22 protein-coding genes and 3 tRNA genes are annotated in these 17,068 nt (G+C 67.5%); 12 read left to right on the top strand and 13 right to left on the bottom strand.

The features are described from left to right. Positions 1-40 precede the first annotated feature (40 nt). Entirely contained in the window at positions 41-523 is a 483-nt protein-coding gene (locus AU187_RS00650) for a carboxymuconolactone decarboxylase family protein (RefSeq protein WP_059100725.1), read from the top strand. A gap of 27 nt (positions 524-550) precedes the next feature. After that, a complete protein-coding gene (locus tag AU187_RS00645; protein WP_059100726.1) occupies positions 551-1,309 on the top strand; it encodes a phosphotransferase family protein in 759 nt (252 codons plus the stop codon). 5 nt (positions 1,310-1,314) lie between these two features. On the opposite strand, the gene AU187_RS00640 is transcribed toward AU187_RS00645, so the two are convergent. The 5 genes from AU187_RS00640 to AU187_RS00620 are packed head-to-tail and all read right to left on the bottom strand — an operon-like array spanning position 1,315 to position 4,892. Then, the gene (locus AU187_RS00640; RefSeq protein ID WP_059100727.1) at positions 1,315-1,632 is read right to left on the bottom strand and encodes a TFIIB-type zinc ribbon-containing protein; all 318 of its coding nucleotides are present in this window, start codon (positions 1,630-1,632) and stop codon (positions 1,315-1,317) included. 58 nt (positions 1,633-1,690) lie between these two features. Further along, positions 1,691-2,521, bottom strand: coding sequence for a galactan export ABC transporter permease subunit Wzm/RfbD (gene wzm / locus AU187_RS00635; RefSeq protein ID WP_059100728.1), 831 nt, complete (start codon positions 2,519-2,521; stop codon positions 1,691-1,693). Beyond that, positions 2,518-3,552 (bottom strand): galactofuranosyltransferase GlfT1, encoded by a 1,035-nt coding sequence (gene glfT1, locus AU187_RS00630; RefSeq protein ID WP_082683699.1) that lies wholly within the window; start codon positions 3,550-3,552, stop codon positions 2,518-2,520. The genes wzm and glfT1 overlap by 4 nt, the downstream gene beginning before the upstream one ends. Further along, positions 3,549-4,343: a galactan export ABC transporter ATP-binding subunit Wzt/RfbE gene (gene wzt / locus AU187_RS00625; protein WP_059100729.1), complete on the bottom strand. Its 795-nt coding sequence runs from the start codon at positions 4,341-4,343 to the stop codon at positions 3,549-3,551. The genes glfT1 and wzt overlap by 4 nt, the downstream gene beginning before the upstream one ends. Positions 4,344-4,361: 18 nt before the next feature. Next, positions 4,362-4,892, bottom strand: a complete 531-nt coding sequence (locus tag AU187_RS00620; protein ID WP_172800121.1) for a bacterial proteasome activator family protein — start codon at positions 4,890-4,892, stop codon at positions 4,362-4,364. A 293-nt stretch (positions 4,893-5,185) separates the two neighbouring features. On the opposite strand from AU187_RS00620, the gene AU187_RS00615 reads away from it, so the two are divergent. Further along, positions 5,186-6,382, top strand: a complete 1,197-nt coding sequence (locus AU187_RS00615) for a cysteine desulfurase-like protein (RefSeq protein WP_059100731.1) — start codon at positions 5,186-5,188, stop codon at positions 6,380-6,382. Positions 6,383-6,389: 7 nt separating this feature from the next. On the opposite strand, the gene AU187_RS00610 is transcribed toward AU187_RS00615, so the two are convergent. Continuing rightward, on the bottom strand, positions 6,390-7,364 hold the full coding sequence (locus AU187_RS00610; protein ID WP_059100732.1) for an NAD(P)H-quinone oxidoreductase: 975 nt from the start codon (positions 7,362-7,364) through the stop codon (positions 6,390-6,392). 77 nt (positions 7,365-7,441) lie between these two features. On the opposite strand from AU187_RS00610, the gene AU187_RS00605 reads away from it, so the two are divergent. Continuing rightward, positions 7,442-7,954: a MarR family winged helix-turn-helix transcriptional regulator gene (locus tag AU187_RS00605; RefSeq protein ID WP_059100733.1), complete on the top strand. Its 513-nt coding sequence runs from the start codon at positions 7,442-7,444 to the stop codon at positions 7,952-7,954. Between the two features lie 48 nt (positions 7,955-8,002). Then, positions 8,003-8,089: transfer RNA gene (locus AU187_RS00600), tRNA-Ser, on the top strand. On the opposite strand, the gene pdxR is transcribed toward AU187_RS00600, so the two are convergent. Then, positions 8,071-9,477 (bottom strand): MocR-like pyridoxine biosynthesis transcription factor PdxR, encoded by a 1,407-nt coding sequence (gene pdxR / locus AU187_RS00595; protein WP_059100802.1) that lies wholly within the window; start codon positions 9,475-9,477, stop codon positions 8,071-8,073. The two genes, AU187_RS00600 and pdxR, sit on opposite strands and share 19 nt — an antisense overlap. A 46-nt stretch (positions 9,478-9,523) precedes the next feature. Between pdxR and AU187_RS00590 the strand changes: the two genes are divergently transcribed. Continuing rightward, positions 9,524-9,937 carry a hypothetical protein gene (locus AU187_RS00590; RefSeq protein ID WP_059100734.1) on the top strand — a complete coding sequence of 138 codons (414 nt, stop codon included), beginning with the start codon at positions 9,524-9,526 and terminating at the stop codon, positions 9,935-9,937. Beyond that, positions 9,937-10,848: an NAD-dependent epimerase/dehydratase family protein gene (locus AU187_RS00585; protein ID WP_059100735.1), complete on the top strand. Its 912-nt coding sequence runs from the start codon at positions 9,937-9,939 to the stop codon at positions 10,846-10,848. The genes AU187_RS00590 and AU187_RS00585 overlap by 1 nt, the downstream gene beginning before the upstream one ends. On the opposite strand, the gene AU187_RS00580 is transcribed toward AU187_RS00585, so the two are convergent. Then, entirely contained in the window at positions 10,849-11,682 is an 834-nt protein-coding gene (locus AU187_RS00580; protein WP_059100736.1) for a crotonase/enoyl-CoA hydratase family protein, read from the bottom strand. Between the two features lie 50 nt (positions 11,683-11,732). Then, entirely contained in the window at positions 11,733-12,167 is a 435-nt protein-coding gene (locus AU187_RS00575) for a hypothetical protein (RefSeq protein WP_059100737.1), read from the bottom strand. 40 nt (positions 12,168-12,207) lie between these two features. On the opposite strand from AU187_RS00575, the gene AU187_RS00570 reads away from it, so the two are divergent. After that, positions 12,208-12,786, top strand: coding sequence for a TIGR03086 family metal-binding protein (locus tag AU187_RS00570; RefSeq protein ID WP_059100738.1), 579 nt, complete (start codon positions 12,208-12,210; stop codon positions 12,784-12,786). A gap of 74 nt (positions 12,787-12,860) precedes the next feature. Here the strand turns inward: AU187_RS00570 and AU187_RS00565 are convergent, their stop codons facing one another. Further along, entirely contained in the window at positions 12,861-13,331 is a 471-nt protein-coding gene (locus AU187_RS00565; protein WP_059100739.1) for a DUF4334 domain-containing protein, read from the bottom strand. Continuing rightward, complete coding sequence (gene hisC / locus AU187_RS00560; RefSeq protein ID WP_059100740.1) at positions 13,328-14,383, bottom strand: histidinol-phosphate transaminase; 1,056 nt, start codon at positions 14,381-14,383, stop codon at positions 13,328-13,330. The genes AU187_RS00565 and hisC overlap by 4 nt, the downstream gene beginning before the upstream one ends. Positions 14,384-14,467: 84 nt before the next feature. On the opposite strand from hisC, the gene AU187_RS00555 reads away from it, so the two are divergent. The 4 genes from AU187_RS00555 to AU187_RS00540 all read left to right on the top strand — a co-directional run bounded on the left by AU187_RS00555 (position 14,468) and on the right by AU187_RS00540 (position 15,682). Then, positions 14,468-14,556 (top strand) — tRNA-Ser (locus tag AU187_RS00555). Between the two features lie 41 nt (positions 14,557-14,597). Continuing rightward, positions 14,598-14,670, top strand: a tRNA-Arg gene (locus AU187_RS00550). Between the two features lie 102 nt (positions 14,671-14,772). Further along, complete coding sequence (locus AU187_RS00545; RefSeq protein WP_059101877.1) at positions 14,773-15,276, top strand: metallophosphoesterase family protein; 504 nt, start codon at positions 14,773-14,775, stop codon at positions 15,274-15,276. Continuing rightward, positions 15,269-15,682: an MmcQ/YjbR family DNA-binding protein gene (locus AU187_RS00540; RefSeq protein WP_059101824.1), complete on the top strand. Its 414-nt coding sequence runs from the start codon at positions 15,269-15,271 to the stop codon at positions 15,680-15,682. Before AU187_RS00545 ends, AU187_RS00540 begins: the two co-directional genes overlap by 8 nt. Here the strand turns inward: AU187_RS00540 and AU187_RS00535 are convergent. Both AU187_RS00535 and AU187_RS00530 read right to left on the bottom strand, forming a co-directional pair. Further along, entirely contained in the window at positions 15,679-16,227 is a 549-nt protein-coding gene (locus AU187_RS00535; RefSeq protein WP_059101823.1) for a cupin domain-containing protein, read from the bottom strand. The two genes, AU187_RS00540 and AU187_RS00535, sit on opposite strands and share 4 nt — an antisense overlap. A gap of 55 nt (positions 16,228-16,282) precedes the next feature. Next, the gene (locus AU187_RS00530) at positions 16,283-17,059 is read right to left on the bottom strand and encodes an SDR family NAD(P)-dependent oxidoreductase (protein WP_059101822.1); all 777 of its coding nucleotides are present in this window, start codon (positions 17,057-17,059) and stop codon (positions 16,283-16,285) included. Positions 17,060-17,068 lie beyond the last annotated feature (9 nt).

The following is a 17,068-nucleotide window of genomic DNA, read 5'->3' as shown; positions in this document are numbered from 1 at the left end:
GAACCATGTCGCTGGGACATTTCGTACTAGCGTCGGAGCCATGACACAGACACTCGAATCCCGCGAAGCCACCAACAGCACCGACCGGCTCAAGATCTACAAGACATCTCCCGAGTTGCTCGACGCGATGATGACGCTGAGCAACGCCGCCGCCAAGGATCTCGATGTCGAACTCGGCGAGCTGATCAAGATTCGCGCGTCGCAGATGAACCACTGCGCGTTCTGCCTCGACATGCACACCCGCGATGCGCGCAAGCACGGCGTCGACGAGCAGAAGATCGATCTGCTGGCCGCATGGCGAGAGGCCGGCGGGCTGTTCTCCGAGCGTGAGCGCGCGGCCCTGGCACTGACCGAGGCGGTCACCGACCTGCGGGACGGCCCCGTGCCTGACGACGTGTACGCACAAGCCGCCGAGGTGTTCTCCGAGCGCGAACTGGGACAGGTCGTCGCGATGGCGGTCACCATCAACGCGTGGAACCGCATCAACGCCGCCATCGTTCAGCAACCGCCACGGCGCAGATGACGGTCAATCCCTAATACCGTTTCAGGCGTGCAGACCCCGTCCGGTGCGCAGATCGTCGTCGATGGCGTCGGTTCCGATGCCGTCGTCTACAAGCTGCACCGGCCGGGTACCGACCCCCGCGCGCTGACAGCCCGGTTGCGGATCGCCGCCCGTTCGGACTGTCTGCTCTCACCGCTGCAGCCGGTCCCCGAGCCGGTGGGCGACCGATGGAGGACCCGGTGGCCGTGGGTGGAAACCGTTGCCCAGCAACCCGATTGCTTACCGTGGGCCGAGGCCGGGCAGCTGCTGGCCCGGTTGCACTCGGAATCGCGCCCGCCGCGGGTGCCGCCGCACGGTTGGCCGCAGCGGATGCGGCGGGCGGTTGAAACGTTGCGCAAGGACGGCGACCCGACGGTGCGCCGGGCGGCGGCCGGCCTGCCAGACGCGGTCTGGCGCGCCGGGTCGCCGAACCGTCCGGTGACGCTGGTGCACGGCGACTTCCATCTGGGCCAGCTCGGTCGTCAGCGCGCGGACGCCCCGTGGATGCTCATCGACATCGACGACCTCGGCTCGGGTGACCCGGCATGGGACCTCGCCCGGCCGGCCGGGTTCTGGGCGGCGGGCCTGATTCCCGACGACGACTGGACCCGCTTCGTCGACGCCTACCGTGGCGCGGGCGGTCCCGCACTGCCCCACGATGACCCGTGGCCGGTGCTCGAACCGTTCGCGCGCGCCGCCGTCGTGCAGGCCGCCGCCCATCATCCCGACGACGACCTGCTGCTGGCCGCCTGCGCGCGGATGGGGTAGCCGGGCTAGCTGGAGAAGAACAGCCGGCCGAACCCCTGCTTGCGGTAGTACTTGTTGCCGCGGTGACCCCAACCGGGCCCGTAGCCGTAGCCCGGCTGAACGGGCGGCGGGGGCGGCGGGGACTGCACGAACCGGTTCTCCATCTGGGTGAGCGACTCGAGTTCGCCGAAGTCGAGGAAGATGCCCCGGCAGGTGTCGCACTGCTCGAGGTGGATGCCGTTGCGTTCGTATGTGCGCATCGAGCCCGCACACTTCGGGCACGTCAACGTGCCGCCGGCGCTCTGCGGTGTGGACGACGGTGGTTGATATGGCGGGATGCTCATATGTCCATAACGGACGCGGCGGCGCCCTAGGTTCCGCAGGGTGCCTCGCGCAGGAGAATCAAACCCAGTACGGGACGCGGGCCCGGTACTGGCGCATCGCAAACGCCGCGAGTATCCAGCCGATCACCGTCAGCACGAGCACCACCACCCAGTGCCGTAATTCCTGGTCGGCGCCGAGCAGCGGCGCACGCACGATGTCGAGATAGTGCAGCAGCGGGTTGAGTTCGACGACCTTCGCGTACTGAGCCGCGCCCTGCTGCTGCAGGGTGGACTCGTTCCAGATGATCGGCGTCATGAAGAACAGCAGTTGCACCAGGCTGTTCAGCAGGGGGCTGATGTCGCGGTAGCGGGTCGCCAGGATGCCGAAGCACAGCGACACCCAGATGCAGTTGAGCACGATCAGCCCCAGCGCCGGAATGACCGCCAGATCGGTCCACTTCCACGGCTTGGGGTAGATCATCGCGATGATCACGAAGATGATCATGTTGTGCGCGAACAGGATCATCTGCCGCCACACCAGCCGATACACGTGCACCGACAGCGGGGTCGGCAGCTGCTTGATCAGCCCCTCGTTGGCGACGAACACGTCGGCGCCCTCCAAGATCGCCGCATTGATCAGGTTCCACACGATCAGCCCGAGGGTGACGTACGGAAGGTGTTCGGCCAGTTCGAGTTTGAACAGCTTCGAGTACAGCAGGCCCATCGCGACGGCCGTCGCGCCGGTGGCGATCGTGATCCAGAACGGGCCGAGCACCGAGCGGCGGTAGCGTTGTTTGATGTCCTGCCAGCCGAGGTGCAGCCACAGTTCGCGCTTGCCGAAGCCGGCGACCAGGTCGCCCCACGCCCGGCCCATCGTCCTCGACTGCGCGGCGGCGTCGGTGAACGTCATCTCTTTTTCCCGTCGTCCCCTGCCCTACGGGCGTGGCCCCATCGCTCGCCCAGGTGTGATGGCTTGCCGAATCTCTCCTTACGGCCCAAGCGCCGCAACCGAATCCACTCCATCAGGCCGGCGGGGTCGCGGCGTGACACCAGGAAGAACCAGCCGAAACGGGCCCATTCCTGAAACTGCAGCCGACGCAGCCCGGGTTGGGACAGCAGATAACCGCGGTTGCGGTAGGTATAGAAACGTTTAACAGCGTTTTCCGGATACTGGGTGTGCATCCGCCCACCGAGGATGGGCTTGAACTCGTCGCCGCCCTGTGGGTGCAGGTACACCGCGGTCAAGCAGGTGCCGAACGGCAACCCGGAGCGAACCAGCCTGCGGTGCAGTTCGGTTTCGTCGCCGCGCACGAACAGCCGCAGATCCGGCACACCAACCGCGTCCAGCGTTCCGGCGGCGAACAACGCCCCGTTGAACAGCGATGCGATGCCCGGCAGCAGATCCACCCCGGCGTCGGTGCGCAACTCCTCGACCCGGCGGCGCCACACGATGCCGCGACGCAGCGGAAACGCCAGCCGCCCAGGGTCGGTCATATCGCACACCATCGGCGACACCTCGGCAAGGCCGTGGCGCGAGGCGCACTCGAGCAGCGTGCCGAGCACCTCGGAGTCGGCGGGGCGGCCGTCGTCGTCGGCCAGCCAGACCCAATCGGCGCCCAGAGCCAGCGCGTGCAGCATGCCCAACGCGAAACCGCCTGCGCCCCCGAGGTTTCGCTGTGATCCCAGATACGTGGTCGGTACCGGCTGCCCGGCCACCAGCTCGGCCACCCGCTGGTCGCCCCCGTCTGAGAAGTCGTTGTCGACGACGATCAGATGGTCCGGCGCGCGGGTCTGGGCCGACACCGCCTCCAGCGATTTGGCCAGGTCGTCGGGCCGCCGGTGGGTGACCACCACCGCGCACACGACGGGGCTGGTTGGCTCCTCGGGCAAGCCCTCGTCGGGGCTGGTTGGCTCCTCGGGCAAGCCCTCGTCGGCGGTCATCCTTGGCGCGTCTCTTCGAGCACTTCCCGGACATGCCGGGCGGCGTCGTCGCCCTCATACGCGCGGACGACGTCCTCGATCCCGCCGGTCATCTTGACCGTGCCGTGGTCGATCCACATCGCGGTGTTGCAGAGCCGGGCCAGGAATTCGTTGGAGTGGCTGGCGAACACCAGGATTCCGGAGCGCTCGACGAGCTCGGCCAACCGGGTCTGCGCCTTCTTCAAGAACTCGGCGTCCACCGCGCCGATACCCTCGTCGAGCAGCAGAATCTCCGGGTCGATGCTCGTCACCACACCCATCGCGAGACGCACCCGCATACCGGTGGAATACGTGCGCAACGGCATCGACAGGTAATCGCCGAGTTCGGTGAACTCCGCGATCTCGTCGACCTTTGCCAGCATCTGCTTGCGGGTCTGTCCGAGGAACAGCCCGCGGATGATGATGTTCTCGAACCCCGAGATCTCCGGGTCCATCCCGACGCCCAGGTCGAACACCGGCGCCACCCGGCCGGTTACCGTCGCCACGCCGCGGGTCGGCTCGTAGATGCCCGACAGCAGTCGCAGCAGCGTCGACTTGCCCGCGCCGTTGTGACCCACCAGGCCCACCCGATCGCCGAGTTCCAGCGACATGGTGATGTCCCGCAGGGCCTCGATGACCACGACGTTGGAGTCGTTGCGTCCGATCGCGCCGCCGGCCTTACCGAGGAACGCCTTCTTCAGCGAGCGCGACTTCGCGTCGAAGATCGGAAACTCCACCCACGCGTTGCGTGTCTCGATGTGCGGGACCACCAACCGGCTCCTACCCGAAAATCAGAGGTACTGTCCGGTCCCCGGATGCGACGGGCCACCGCGGACCGCCACGCCGGGGGGCAGCGCGCCCTGACCGCGCATCTGCTCGAGCTGTTGGCGGGCGGCCATCTGCTGGGCGAACAGCGCGGTCTGGATGCCGTGGAACAACCCCTCCAACCAGCCGACCAGCTGCGCCTGCGCGATGCGCAGCTCGGCGTCGGAGGGCACGCCGTCGTCGGTGAACGGCAGCGTGAGCCGTTCGAGCTCGTCGCGCAGCTCAGGGGCGAGCCCGTCTTCGAGTTCGGTGATGCTGGTGCGGTGGATCTCGCGGAGCCGGTTGCGGCTGGCCTCGTCGAGCGGGGCGGCGCGGACCTCCTCGAGGAGTTGCTTGATCATGGTGCCGATCCGCATGACCTTCGCCGGTTGCTCGACGAGGTCGGTCAGCGACTTGCCGTCGCTGTCCTCGTCGGCGTCGGCCTCGCCGGTCGCGCCGCTGATGATCTCGATGTTGTCGTCGTCGGTCATAACCTCGGTGTTCCCTCTGGGTTCCATCTAATCCACGTCATTCGTAGGCGCGGTCCCCCCGACCGCGAACCACCTAGCGACACTAGTCCCAGGGTCACGGCGAGCCCTCTCACCACTGGTGTCCAGACCGTTCCGTAGCGCCAGTCGAGCGTTGCTGCGGGGCTGACCAGCAACGACAACGCGATTAGCACACCGGTGACGAAGCTCACTGGACTAGTATGGCTGCGCAACAGACCCAGTCCGGCATGGCGGGTCGGGCCGAGCTTCGGCCAGAATCGTGTCGGTTTGTGAAAATCACGGACGCTCGAAGGTGGACTGGCATGGCATACGACGTCGCCCGGGTGCGCGGTTTGCACCCGTCCCTGGGCGATGGGTGGGTGCGTTTCGATGCCCAGCACGGCATGCTGCTGCCCGACAGCGTCGGCCGTGCGGTGTCGACCGCCTTCCGCGGTTCGATGCCGACGCCCGTGGGTCCGCACCCGTCCGCGCAACGCAGCGCCGCCGTCCTGGAAGCCGCCCGCTCGGCGGTGGCCGACCTGGTCAACGCCGATCCGCGCGGGGTAGTGCTGGGCGCCGACCGCGCGATCCTGCTGACCTCGCTGGCGGACGCGTCGTCGTCGCGGGTCGGCCTCGGCTATGAAGTGGTGGTCACCCGGCTCGACGACGAGGCCAACATCGCGCCGTGGCTGCGGGCCGCCAATCGCTATGGGGCGAAGGTGAAGTGGGCCGAGGTCGACATCGAAACCGGCGAACTGCCAAGCTGGCAGTGGGAAAGCCTGGTCACCCGCAACACCCGGTTGGTCGCAATCACTTCTGCCTCTTCGACTTTGGGCACGGTCACCGACCTGCGCGCGGTGACGAAGTTGGCGCACGACCAGGGCGCACTGGTCGTCGTCGACCATTCCGCGGCCGCGCCCTACCAGCTGATCGACATCGACGAGATCGACGCCGACGTGGTGGCGGTCAACGCGTTGGCATGGGGCGGGCCGCCGATCGGCGCGCTGGTGTTCCGCGACCCGTCCCTCATCGACACGTTCAGCTCGGTTTCGTTGAATCCGTATGCGATCGGGGCCTCGCGGCTGGAGGTCGGCGCGCATCAATTCGGCTTGCTCGCCGGGGTGGTGGCGAGCATCGAGTACTTGGCCTTGCTGGACGAGAACGCCCACGGCACGCGTCGCGAACGGCTCGCGGTCTCGATGCAATCGGCGAGCCTGTACATGAACCGGTTGTTCGACTACCTGCTGATCTCGCTGCGGTCGCTGTCCACCGTCATGGTCATCGGCCAGCCCGAATCCAGAATTCCGGTGCTCAGCTTCGCGGTCAGCGATGTACCCGCCGAACGGGTGGTGCAGCGCCTGGCCGACAACGGGATTCTGGCCATATCGAACGCGAACTCGCGGGTGCTGGACGTGATCGGCGTCAATGACGTCGGCGGTGCCGTGACGGTGGGATTGGCGCACTACACCACCACCGCGGAGGTCGACCAGCTGGTTCGCGCGCTCGCCTCGCTGGGCTGACCGTCGGTTAATCGGCCACGCGCAGAAGGACTTTGCCCGAAACCTCACCGGACTGCAGAAGTTCGTGCGCCGCGCCGGCCTCGTGAACCGGGTACTCGGCCCCGATGATCGGCCGCACCTGACCGCTCTCGACCATCGGCCAGACGTTCGCCACCACCTCGGCGACGACGTCGCTCTTACTCCCGCGTCCGTCGACCGGACGGGAGCGCAGCGCAGTGGCGATGACCCCGGCACGCTTGCCGAGCAGCTTGCCGATGTTGAGTTCGGCCTTGACCCCGCCCTGCATCCCGATGACCACCAACCGGCCGTCAGGCCCGAGCGCGTCGATGTTGCGGTCGAGGTAGGCCGCCCCCATGATGTCGAGGATGACGTCGGCGCCACCCTCGGCGCCGATCCGCTCGACGAAGTCCTCGTCGCGGTAGTTGATCGTCACCTCGGCCCCCAACTCGGCGCACAGCTCGAGCTTCTGCGCCGAACCTGCGGTCACGGCCACCCGGCTGCCGATGGCACGGCCCACCTGGATGGCGTGAGTACCGATGCCGCTTGCGCCGCCGTGGATCAGCAGCAGCTGCCCGGCAGACAGGCCCGCGGTCATCACCAGATTCGACCAGACCGTGCAGGCCGCTTCGGGCAGGCCGGCGGCCTCGTGCAGGCTCACCGACGCGGGCAGCGGCATCACCTGTCCGGCGGGGACCGCCACGTACTCGGCGTATCCGCCGCCGGCCAGCAGTGCGCAGACCTGTTGTCCGACCGACCATCCGGCGGTGCTGTCGCCGGTCGCGACGACGGTTCCGGAGACCTCGAGCCCGAGGATCTCACTCGCGCCTGGCGGCGGCGGATACTTCCCAGCGGCTTGCAACAGGTCCGCCCGGTTGATCCCGGCGCTGGCCACCTTGATGAGTAGCTCGTCGCCGGTGGGCCCGATATCGGGAACTTCCTGCCAGGTCAGTCGGCCTTCCGCCTCGGCCACGATCGCGTGCATCCAGCTAACGCTATAGCCTGCCGAAACAGTCTGACAAATCCCCGACCAGCAATGCCCTCGGGATTTACTATGGCCGCATGGAGGGGATTATCGCGGGACGTACCGCGGGGGATATGCCGGGCCTGGACATCGCTGAGCAACGGTCCTGGCAAAACTTTTTGGACTCGGCGTTGCGTCTGTATGCGACGCTGAACCGCTCGCTCGTGGACACGCACCACCTCACGCTGAACGACGTGCGGTTGCTGGACATGCTGGACAAGTCCGCGACCGGGTCGGCCCGCATGGGGGACCTCGCGGACGGGTTGATGTCGCTACCGAGCCGGGTCACCCGGCAGATTCGCCGGCTGGAACTGCAGGGGCTGGTGCGCCGTGGCGCGAGTCCCGACGACGGCCGTGGCGTACTGGCCAGCATCACCGAGGACGGCCAGGCCGCAGTGCGACAGGCCATGACCACTTACGGCGAGGGCGTCCGCGCACATTTTCTCGACCGGCTGTCGCGGCCCCAGGTCGCGGCGATGGGCGAGAACTGCAGGCGGATCAGCGTTGGGCTCAAGAGCGGGACTTCGAACGCCAAGCTCGGCCGGGTCTGAGCGGTCTCCCCGTCGCTCCCGAGCCGGGACCCCCGTACTCTTGTCGGCGGTGGCGTGGCAGAGCGGCCTAATGCACTCGCCTTGAAAGCGAGAGACGGCTAACACCGTCCGGGGGTTCAAATCCCTCCGCCACCGCCCATGCGGCTGCATCGCGCCAACGTCTGCACGCCCGAATCAATCTGTGTCTCAGTGAGGTTGGCATAGCCGAGGAGCAGTCCCGGTGGTGCCGACGCCGGATCGGCGTAGCACGGCGCGAGGGGTTCGACGCGCACACGTTGAGCCGCGGCCCGCTGCACCAACTGTTCGACCGGGAAACCGTCGGGAAAGTGCACGGTCAGGTGGACACCGGCCGCCGCACCGAGCACCCTCGCCCGCGGCAGGTATCGGCGCACCGCCCCCAGCAGCGCGTTGCGGCGCATCAGGTAGCGACGCCGCATCTGGCGTAGGTGCCGGTCGTATCCGCCCGAGGTCAGCAGTTGCGCGAACGCCAACTGGTCCATCACCGAACTTCCGGTGTCGGCAAGGCCTTTCGCCATTGTCACGGGTCCGACGAGGTGTGCGGGAAGGACCATCCAGCCGATGCGAAGGCCTGGGGCCAGGGTTTTGCTGGTCGAGCCGACATAGACGACGCGGTCGGGCGCGATTCCCTGTAGCGCGCCGACGGGCGCGCGGTCGTAGCGGTACTCGGCGTCGTAGTCGTCCTCGACGATCAGGTGGCCGGCGCGCGCCCAGTCCATCAGCTCGGTCCGTCGCGCGGCCGAGAGCACGACTCCGGTCGGGGACTGGTGCGCCGGGGTGGCGAGCACGGCGTCGGCGCCGCTGTCGGCCAGGGCGCCGACGTCGAGCCCATCGTCGTCTACGGGAACGGGTATCGGCTCGATCCCGTTGTTGCGCAGCACCATTCGATGCAACCAGAAGCCAGGGTCCTCCATCGCCAGCGAGGTCGCCGGCAGCGACTGGGCCAGCAGTGCCACGGCCTGGGTGGCCCCTGAGCACAGCACGATGTGGTGCGGGTCGGCGTGTACGGCTCGGACGCGACGTAGGTAGTCGGCGACAGCAACCCTCGCCGCGAACAGCCCCTGCGGCGCCACGTAGCCGAATGCGTCCGAGCCGATCTCAGCGAGGCCCTGCCGCAGGGCCCGCAGCCAGGCTTCCCGCGGGAAACTCCGCAGATCCGGCGATCCCGGCAGGAAGTCGACGTCGTAGCGCGTCGTCGGCCCCCGCGCATCACCGATGGGCATGTTCACGGTGTCGACCGTGGCGACCACGGTGCCCGACCCGTGCCTGCCGAGCAGAAAGCCCTCGGCGACGAGTTGGCTGTAGGCGTCGACCACCAGTCGACGGGAGACGCCGAGGTCGACGGCCAGCACCCGACTCGAGGGCAGCCGTGTCCCCGGTGCAAGGCGGCCCGTCCGGATGGCCGCCCGCAGCCCGTCGGTGAGTTGGCGGTGCAGCGGATCGCTGGCGGTGCGGTCCAGTTCCAGCAACAGCTCGGGTCCGGAAGTGGTACCCGATTTCGCCATGGAAGTGGTGCCTATCTTGAGGCCAGTAACGAACTAGCGTGACGGTATGACAACGACACCGACGCGCACAAGGGCCGGGTTCGTTGAGGTGACTCTCATCGTCTTCGGGCTGTACGCCCTGGCGCTGGGGCTGTTCATGATGTTCGCGCCGGGCGTCTTCTTCGATACGCTCGGCAACTTCGGCTCGCGCAACGATCACTACATCTTCGACAACGCCACCTTCGAGGTGCCGCAGGGGCTCATGCTGCTCGCCGCGGTGCGGTGGCCGACCTGGCGCACGCCCGCGCTGGCATTCGCGACACTGCACTGGGCGCTGCACGCGCTCAGCCACCTCATCGACCCACACCACGGCGCGGGCGACTGGATCGGCTGGCTGGAGGCCGGTGGCCTGGTGGCGACCACCGTGATCCTGGCAATCGCATTGCGCGTCAACATAGTTGCTGAAAAAGGAGGGCGCTGATGCGTGTACTGGTTGCCGGCGCGACGAGCGTACCGGGGCTTCCGCTGTTGCGGGAGTTGAACTTCCGCGGCCACGAGGTCGCCGGGCTGACCCGGTCGCAGTCGAAGACTTCACAGATCGCAGCGACGGGCGCCAAACCGGTGGTGGCCGACGTTTTCGATGCCGACGCCGTCGACAAGGTGGTGGCAGACATCGGTCCCGAAGTGGTGGTGTCGCTGCTGACCACACTGCCCAAGCGGGGGCCGATGCGCCTCAGGGACTTCGAGCCCGCGCGAAAGCTGTGGGGAACCGGCGCGCCCAACCTCCTGGCGGCGGCGCAGCGTGCCGGTGTGCGGCGCGTCGTCGCCGAGTCCGTGATCTTCGCCTACGGCTACCCGACCACCGGGCCCGCACTCATGGACGAGAGCGATCCGTATCCCGGCCCGCCTCCACCCGGCGGTGCTGCGATGCTGGCGGCGCTACGCGGGATGGAGCAGAAGGTCCTGGCCTCCGGCGAACACAGCGATACGGAGGGAATCGTGTTGCGCTACGGCGCCTTCTACGGGCCGGCCGTACCGCACGACGAGACCTTCGCGCGGATGGCGAAGTGGCGCGTGGGGTTGGACATGGGCGGCTCGGGGATCGTGTCCTGGGTGCACATCGACGACGTCGCCAAGGCCACCGCGGACGCGCTCGACCGCGGCCGCGGCGGGCAGATCTACAACATCGTCGACGACCGCCCGCAGTCGTTCAACGACTACACCCGGGAACTGGCCGCCAAGTTGGGGCGGCCTCGGCAACTGCGCATTCCGCGCAGTGTGGTCAAGCTCGTCGCACCGTACGGGGTGACCGCATTCGGCGATACGTGGTTGCCGCTGTCGAACGCCAAGGCCAAGGACGAACTGGGTTGGACGCCCATTCCCCGGGTCTGACTAATCCCCGGTGAAGTTCGGCGGCCGCTTCTCGAACGTCGCGCTGATCCCCTCGGTCAGGTCCTGCGACGGGAGGAACGCGGAGTTCCACGCGGCGACGTAACGCAGGCTCTCCGAAACGCGGGCGATGCGCTGCTGGTCGAGCACGTCCTTCACGCCGGCGACGGTCAGCGGAGGGTTGGCGGCGATCTCGGCGGCGGTCCGGTGCGCGGCGGCCAGGGACGCCTCGGCATCGTCGTATACGTCGTTGACCAACCCGATCTTCTCCGCACGCGCCGCGTCGATGTCCTTGCCCGTCAACGCGAGTTCGCGCAAGTGCCCGTCGTTGAGGATCAGCGGCAACCTGGCCAGGCTGCCGACGTCGGCCACCATCGCGAGCTTGATCTCGCGCACTGAGAACTTGGCGTCGGCGCTGGCGTATCTGATGTCGACCGCCGAGATCAGATCGACCCCGCCGCCGATGCACCAGCCGTGCACCGAGGCGATCGTCGGCGTTCGGCAGTCGGCGACCGCGCTGATCGCGCCCTGCATGCGTAGGACCGTCGCGTGGAATTCGGCGCGCGGCCGGGCGCTCGCACCCCCGGACAGCACGCCTGAGAGCGTTCCGCCCATCGCGGGCAGGTCGAGCCCGTAGCTGAAGTGCTTGCCCGAGCCGGTCAGTACGATCGCGCGCACCTCGCGGTCGGCGTCGAGTTCGGCGAACACCTCGGGCATCTCGGCCCAGAACGCGGGCCCCATGGCATTGCCCTTGCCGGGACCGGTCAACGTCACCCGCGCGACGTGATCGGAGATGTCGACGGTGAGCGATTCGTAAGCACCGGTTTCAAGACCCATGGGGCAACACGCTAGTTCGTCACGAATGGGCGCTTGCGCGAAGACCCGGTCTACGGCGGCGGCTTGCCCAGCAGGATCTCGCTCACCGTGGCGCTGGGCAGGAACTGGCAGGCGGCCTCGGCGAGCATCTGGCCGATGCCCTCCCCGTTGGGCCCCAACGGGTTGTTCTCCTGCTCGAGGATCGCGCGGATCACGGCAAGCCGGGTCGCCTCGTCGAGCCCGTTGAACTCCTCGCACGTCATCGACACGGCGTTCGGGGGAGGCGGGACGACCGGGACGTCGGTGTCACGGGTCGGCAGCGGTAGGCCGGGAATCTCGAAGTCGGGCAGACCGGGAATCGACGGCATCGCCGTCGGCGCCGGAGAGGTCAACGGCGGCCCCGGTTCGGTGGTCATCGCGACGGAACCCTCCGTCGTGCGCTGGCATGCCGTCGTGACGCCGACGAACACCAGCATCGCCGCCGCAACTCGCACGCGCGTCCTCATCCCGGCAACGATATGCCCAACGGCGACGTAGCGTGGCGGCATGCCCGAGGACTTGCGCCCAGGACCCGATTCGCCACCAACCGACGAACTGCGCAGCGCGGAGAAGTCGTTCGCCGTGTTGCAGCACGTCCTGCACGGCATCGCCGCCGACGATCTGCACAAGCAGACGCCGTGCCGGGAGTTCGACGTCGCCGCGCTGACCGACCACCTGCTCAACTCGATCACCATCATCGGCGGGATGGCCGGCGCCGAATTCGGTGAGCGCGACCGCGACGCGTCCGTCGAGCAGCAGGTGGTGTTGGCGGCGCGGCCCGCGCTCGACGCCTGGCAGCGCCGCGGCCTGGACGGCACGGTTGAGTTCGGCGGAAACGAGGCTCCCGCCAAGGTGATGGTCGGTGTGCTGTCGCTCGAGTTCCTCGTGCACGCTTGGGATTACGCCGAGGCGGTCGGGCGTGAGGTCGACGCTCCGGAGTCGTTGTCCGACTACGTGCTGGGGTTGGCGCGCAAGATCATCACGCCGGAGGGTCGCGTCAACGTCGGCTTCGACGACCCGCTCGAAGTCGCCGACGAGGCCGATGCGCTGACGCGCTTGCTCGCGTACACCGGCCGCCGCGCCTAGCGTCGAGATTGCAAGCAGGGCTGTGGTCACAACCAACAGCCCTCAGCGCAATCTCGTCCCTAGCATCGCGACGATTACACCCGCTCGAGGTAGAAGTACAGGTGCCTGCCCTCATCGAGGGCGCCCTTGCCGTTCATGATTCCGACGACGGCGTTCTCGTCGACGACCTTGAAGTGGTCATGCACCGGAGCGCCGTCGTAGACCATCGACGCGACCACCTCGCCGCGAAACTCCTCCATCCACAAGCTCGCCTCGCCCTTCATGGCTTCGGTGTTGGAGAACTTGTTGCCGTCGTCGTCGAGGCACACCAGCGGCTTGGCGTCGGTGGCCGACACGAACGTCTTGCCGAACCAGTTGAGTCGCTCCATGAAGCCGTTGGCCTTGTGGCCGGTGTGAAACTCGCCGCCTTTCCACTCGCCGATCATGAAGTCGATGGTGGCCGGCTGCAGCGTGGCCCAGAACTCGTCGAGTTCGGCGTCCGAGATCTGGCCGCTGCGCTTCGTGAGGTCGGTGAACGTCTCGCGGGCAGTGCGCGTCGAAGTCATGTGTTTCCTTTCCACTGGCGGGCGAACTCGATGAACGCGTCGTTCTCGTGCGTCGCGGCGACGGTGACACGCACCCCGTCGTCGCCGTAGGGCCGCACGATGATGCGGTGGTCCGCCGACGCCTCAGCGAACTCTTGAGCGCGCCCTGGCATCGGCAGCCACACGAAGTTGGCCTGCGAGTCCGGCACCGTGTAGCCGGCCTCACGCAGTGCCGCCGTGACGCGGACCCGTTCGGCGACGACCGCATCGGTGCGCTCGAGCAATTCGTCGGCGGCATCCAGGGACGCGATCGCGGCGGCCTGGGAGATGCTGGTCGCGGTGAACGGGACGTACACCTTGCCGAGCGCGGTGATGACGTCCGGGTCGCCGACCGCGTAGCCGATGCGCAGCCCGGCCAGCCCATATGCTTTCGAAAACGTCCGTAAGACAACAAGGTTCGGGTGTGCGCGGACCAGGCCGAAGCTGTCCGGCAGCATGGGCGCGCGGATGTATTCGACGTAGGCCTCGTCGAGCGCGATCAGGATGTGCGGCGGCACCGCCGCGACGAAACTGGCGAGCGCGGCCGGCTCGACGACGGTGGAGGTCGGGTTGTTCGGATTGCACACGAAGATCAACCGGGTGCGGTCGGTGATCGCGGCGAGCATCGCGTCGAGGTCGTGCGTGTGGTCGGTCAGCGGCACCGGCACGGCGGTCGCCCCTGCCGTGCGCACCTGCAGCGGATAGATCTCGAAGCTGCGCCAGCCGAACAACACCTCGTCGCCGACGGTCGAGGTGATCTGGATCAGCTGCTGGCACAAGCTGACCGATCCGCAGCCGACCGCGATGTGCTCGGGAGCGAAGTTGACGTGTTTGGCGAGCCGCTCCTTGAGTTCGACGTAACCGTTGTCGGGATAGCGGTTGATGTTGCCGGCGGCCTTCTCGATCGCAGCCCGCACGCTCGGCAGCGGCGGATGCACCGTCTCGTTGCTGGCGATCTTGATCGCGCCGGGAACGGTTCTGCCGGGGGTGTACGCAGGCAGATCAGCCAGTTCGGGGCGCAGCCGGACGGTCACCGCACCAGTTTATGGGTCGGGCGAATGCGCTTTGCCTCGCGCGGTGGCCGATGTGTACGCTGTCGGATCGGCGGTAATCGTCGAGGAGGCGTGCCAGAGCGGCCGAATGGGGCTCACTGCTAATGAGTTGTCGCCCTCAAAGGCGACCGGAGGTTCAAATCCTCTCGCCTCCGCCGCGGCTGACCCGTCAGCCACACAACTCAAGATTGACCAGGCGCCCGTAGCTCAACGGATAGAGCATCTGACTACGGATCAGAAGGTTAGGGGTTCGAATCCCTTCGGGCGCGCTTTTTCTTGCCGCCGAACCTGAAGTAGTGCTCGACTTCCAGCCAGACTTCGCACACAAGCTCAGGTTCGTCGTCGGCGTCGCCACCACTAGATTGGCCGGTATGCGGCTGCTGCTCATCGCCGATACCCATGTCCCCAAGCGCGCCCGAGATCTGCCCGCCAGAGTGTGGGACGAGGTGGCCAAGGCCGACGTTGTCGTCCATGCCGGCGACTGGGTCGAGCCGTCGCTGCTGGACACTCTGGAGGCCCGCGCCACGCGACTGGTCGCATGCTGGGGCAACAACGACGGCGCCGAACTACGAAGGCGACTGCCCGAACGCGCCGACGTGACGCTCGGCGGGCTGCGGTTCACCGTCGTCCACGAGACCGGTGCGGCGACCGGTCGCGAGGCCCGCATGGCCAAGGCGTACCCCGACACGGACGTCCTGGTGTTCGGTCACAGTCACATACCGTGGGACACGACGGCGAAAACCGGTCTGCGCCTGCTCAATCCCGGCTCACCCACCGACCGTCGCCGCCAGCCCTACTGCACCTATATGACGGCGACGGTGCATAACGCCACGCTGACCGACGTCATCCTGCACACCTTGGACCGCCATGCGTGACCGACCGGCGCGGGTGGCCGACGTGCACGAGATTGCCGCGTCGATGCCGCACACCAGACGCATCGAGGGTCCTAAGGGCAACCCGATCTACCAGGTGGGGGGCAAGTCGTTCGTGTTCTTCCGCACGCCGCAACCCGACGCCGAAGATCCCGAGACGGGCGAACGCTACGCCGATGTGATCATGATCTGGGTGGAGTCGGAAATGGACAAGCTGGCGCTCGTGCAGGACCCCTCTTCGCCGTTCTTCACCACCGACCGCTTCGAGGGCCACCCGTCGGTTCTGGTGCGGGCCAGCAGGTTACCCGAGATCGGCAAGGTGGAGCTGACCGAACTGATTCAGGACGCGTGGTTGTCGCGGGCCTCGCGCCGCCGTGCGGAGCAGTGGCTCGCCGAGCACCAGAGTTAGGGCACGATCACGTCGGCGTGCTCAGCGCCGCAGATGAAAACGGCCATGCGGGCGGGCTTGTCGCCCGGATTCTTCCACCGGTGCCGCGTGCCGTTCTGTACCACCGTGTCACCCGGGTGCAACGTCACCTCGGCGCCGTCGTCGAGTTCGAGCACCACCGTGCCGTCGAGAACCACCTCGAAGTCGACGGTGGGAGTGGTATGCATGCCCGGATCGGTGTAGTCCATGTAACCCAGCATCCCGGGCAGCTTCTCCTCCATCTCGGCCATCGCCTCGTCGACGTCGAGACCGGCCGGCGCCTCGGCCGTGTGCGACGGCGGCAGCGTCAGCATCGCGAACCGGAATCCGCCAACGGGCGGGAAGTAATTGCGCCACTGCGGCATCGAGCCGTCATCGGGGAATCGGCAGGGCTCGTCGCCGCCCCACAGCAGATGGTTCTCGAAGCCCCGCATCAACATGGTCTCGATGGGCGCGACGTGAGTGTCGCTGACGAAGACGGACTTTCCGGACGGGTCGTGTCCGGTCACCACTCGACGTACGTGCATGGGCTCAGTGAACCAGCCACACGCCGATGCCGGGGTGAATATGGCGTCACCCGACTCAGGGAATTCCGCCGTCGACGCGGATGATCGAGCCCGACGTATAGCTCGACGCATCCGACATCAGATACAGTGCGGCGCCGACGATCTCGGGTGGCTCGCCGAGCCGCTTCAAAGCGAAATGCTGCGCGCCCGCCGTCGTCGCCGGAATGTCCCAGGCCTTGCTGATGTCGGTGAGGAACGGGCCGGGCATCAGCGTGTTGACCCGCACCGTCGGGCCGTACGCCAGCGCGAGCCCCTCGGTCAACGCGTTGAGGCCCGCCTTGGCCGCCGAGTACGGCAGCTGCTCAGGGCGGGGCCGGCGCGAACCGCTCGAGCTGACGTTGACGATCGAGCCGCCACCGTCGGCGACCATCCGTTCGCCGACGAGGGCGGACAACCGGAACGGGCCCTTCAGGTTGAGGTTGATCACCGCATCGAACAGCTTCTCCGGCACCGACGCCAGCGACTCGTACAGCGGTGACATGCCGGCGTTGTTCACCAGGACGTCGACCTTGCCGAACCGTTCATAGGCCGCGTCGACCAATCCGTCGAGCTCATCCCACCGCCCGACGTGCACCTGATACGGGAGCGCGGCGCGACCCGTCGCCGCGGCGATCTCCTCGGCCGTCGCCACGCAGGAGTCGTACTTGCGGCTGGCGATCACCACATCGGCGCCGCAGCGCGCGGCGGCGAACGCCATCTCCCGGCCCAGCCCGCGGCTGCCGCCGGTGATCAGCACGACGCGGTCGGTCAGGTCGAACAGTTGGTCGGCGTACCCGCGAGAAGACACCGCCATATGGTGTCA

The sequence above is a fragment of the Mycobacterium sp. IS-1556 genome, assembly GCF_001499985.1.
GTDB lineage: Bacteria > Actinomycetota > Actinomycetes > Mycobacteriales > Mycobacteriaceae > Mycobacterium.
This window is presented reverse-complemented; position numbering and strand designations above follow the sequence as displayed.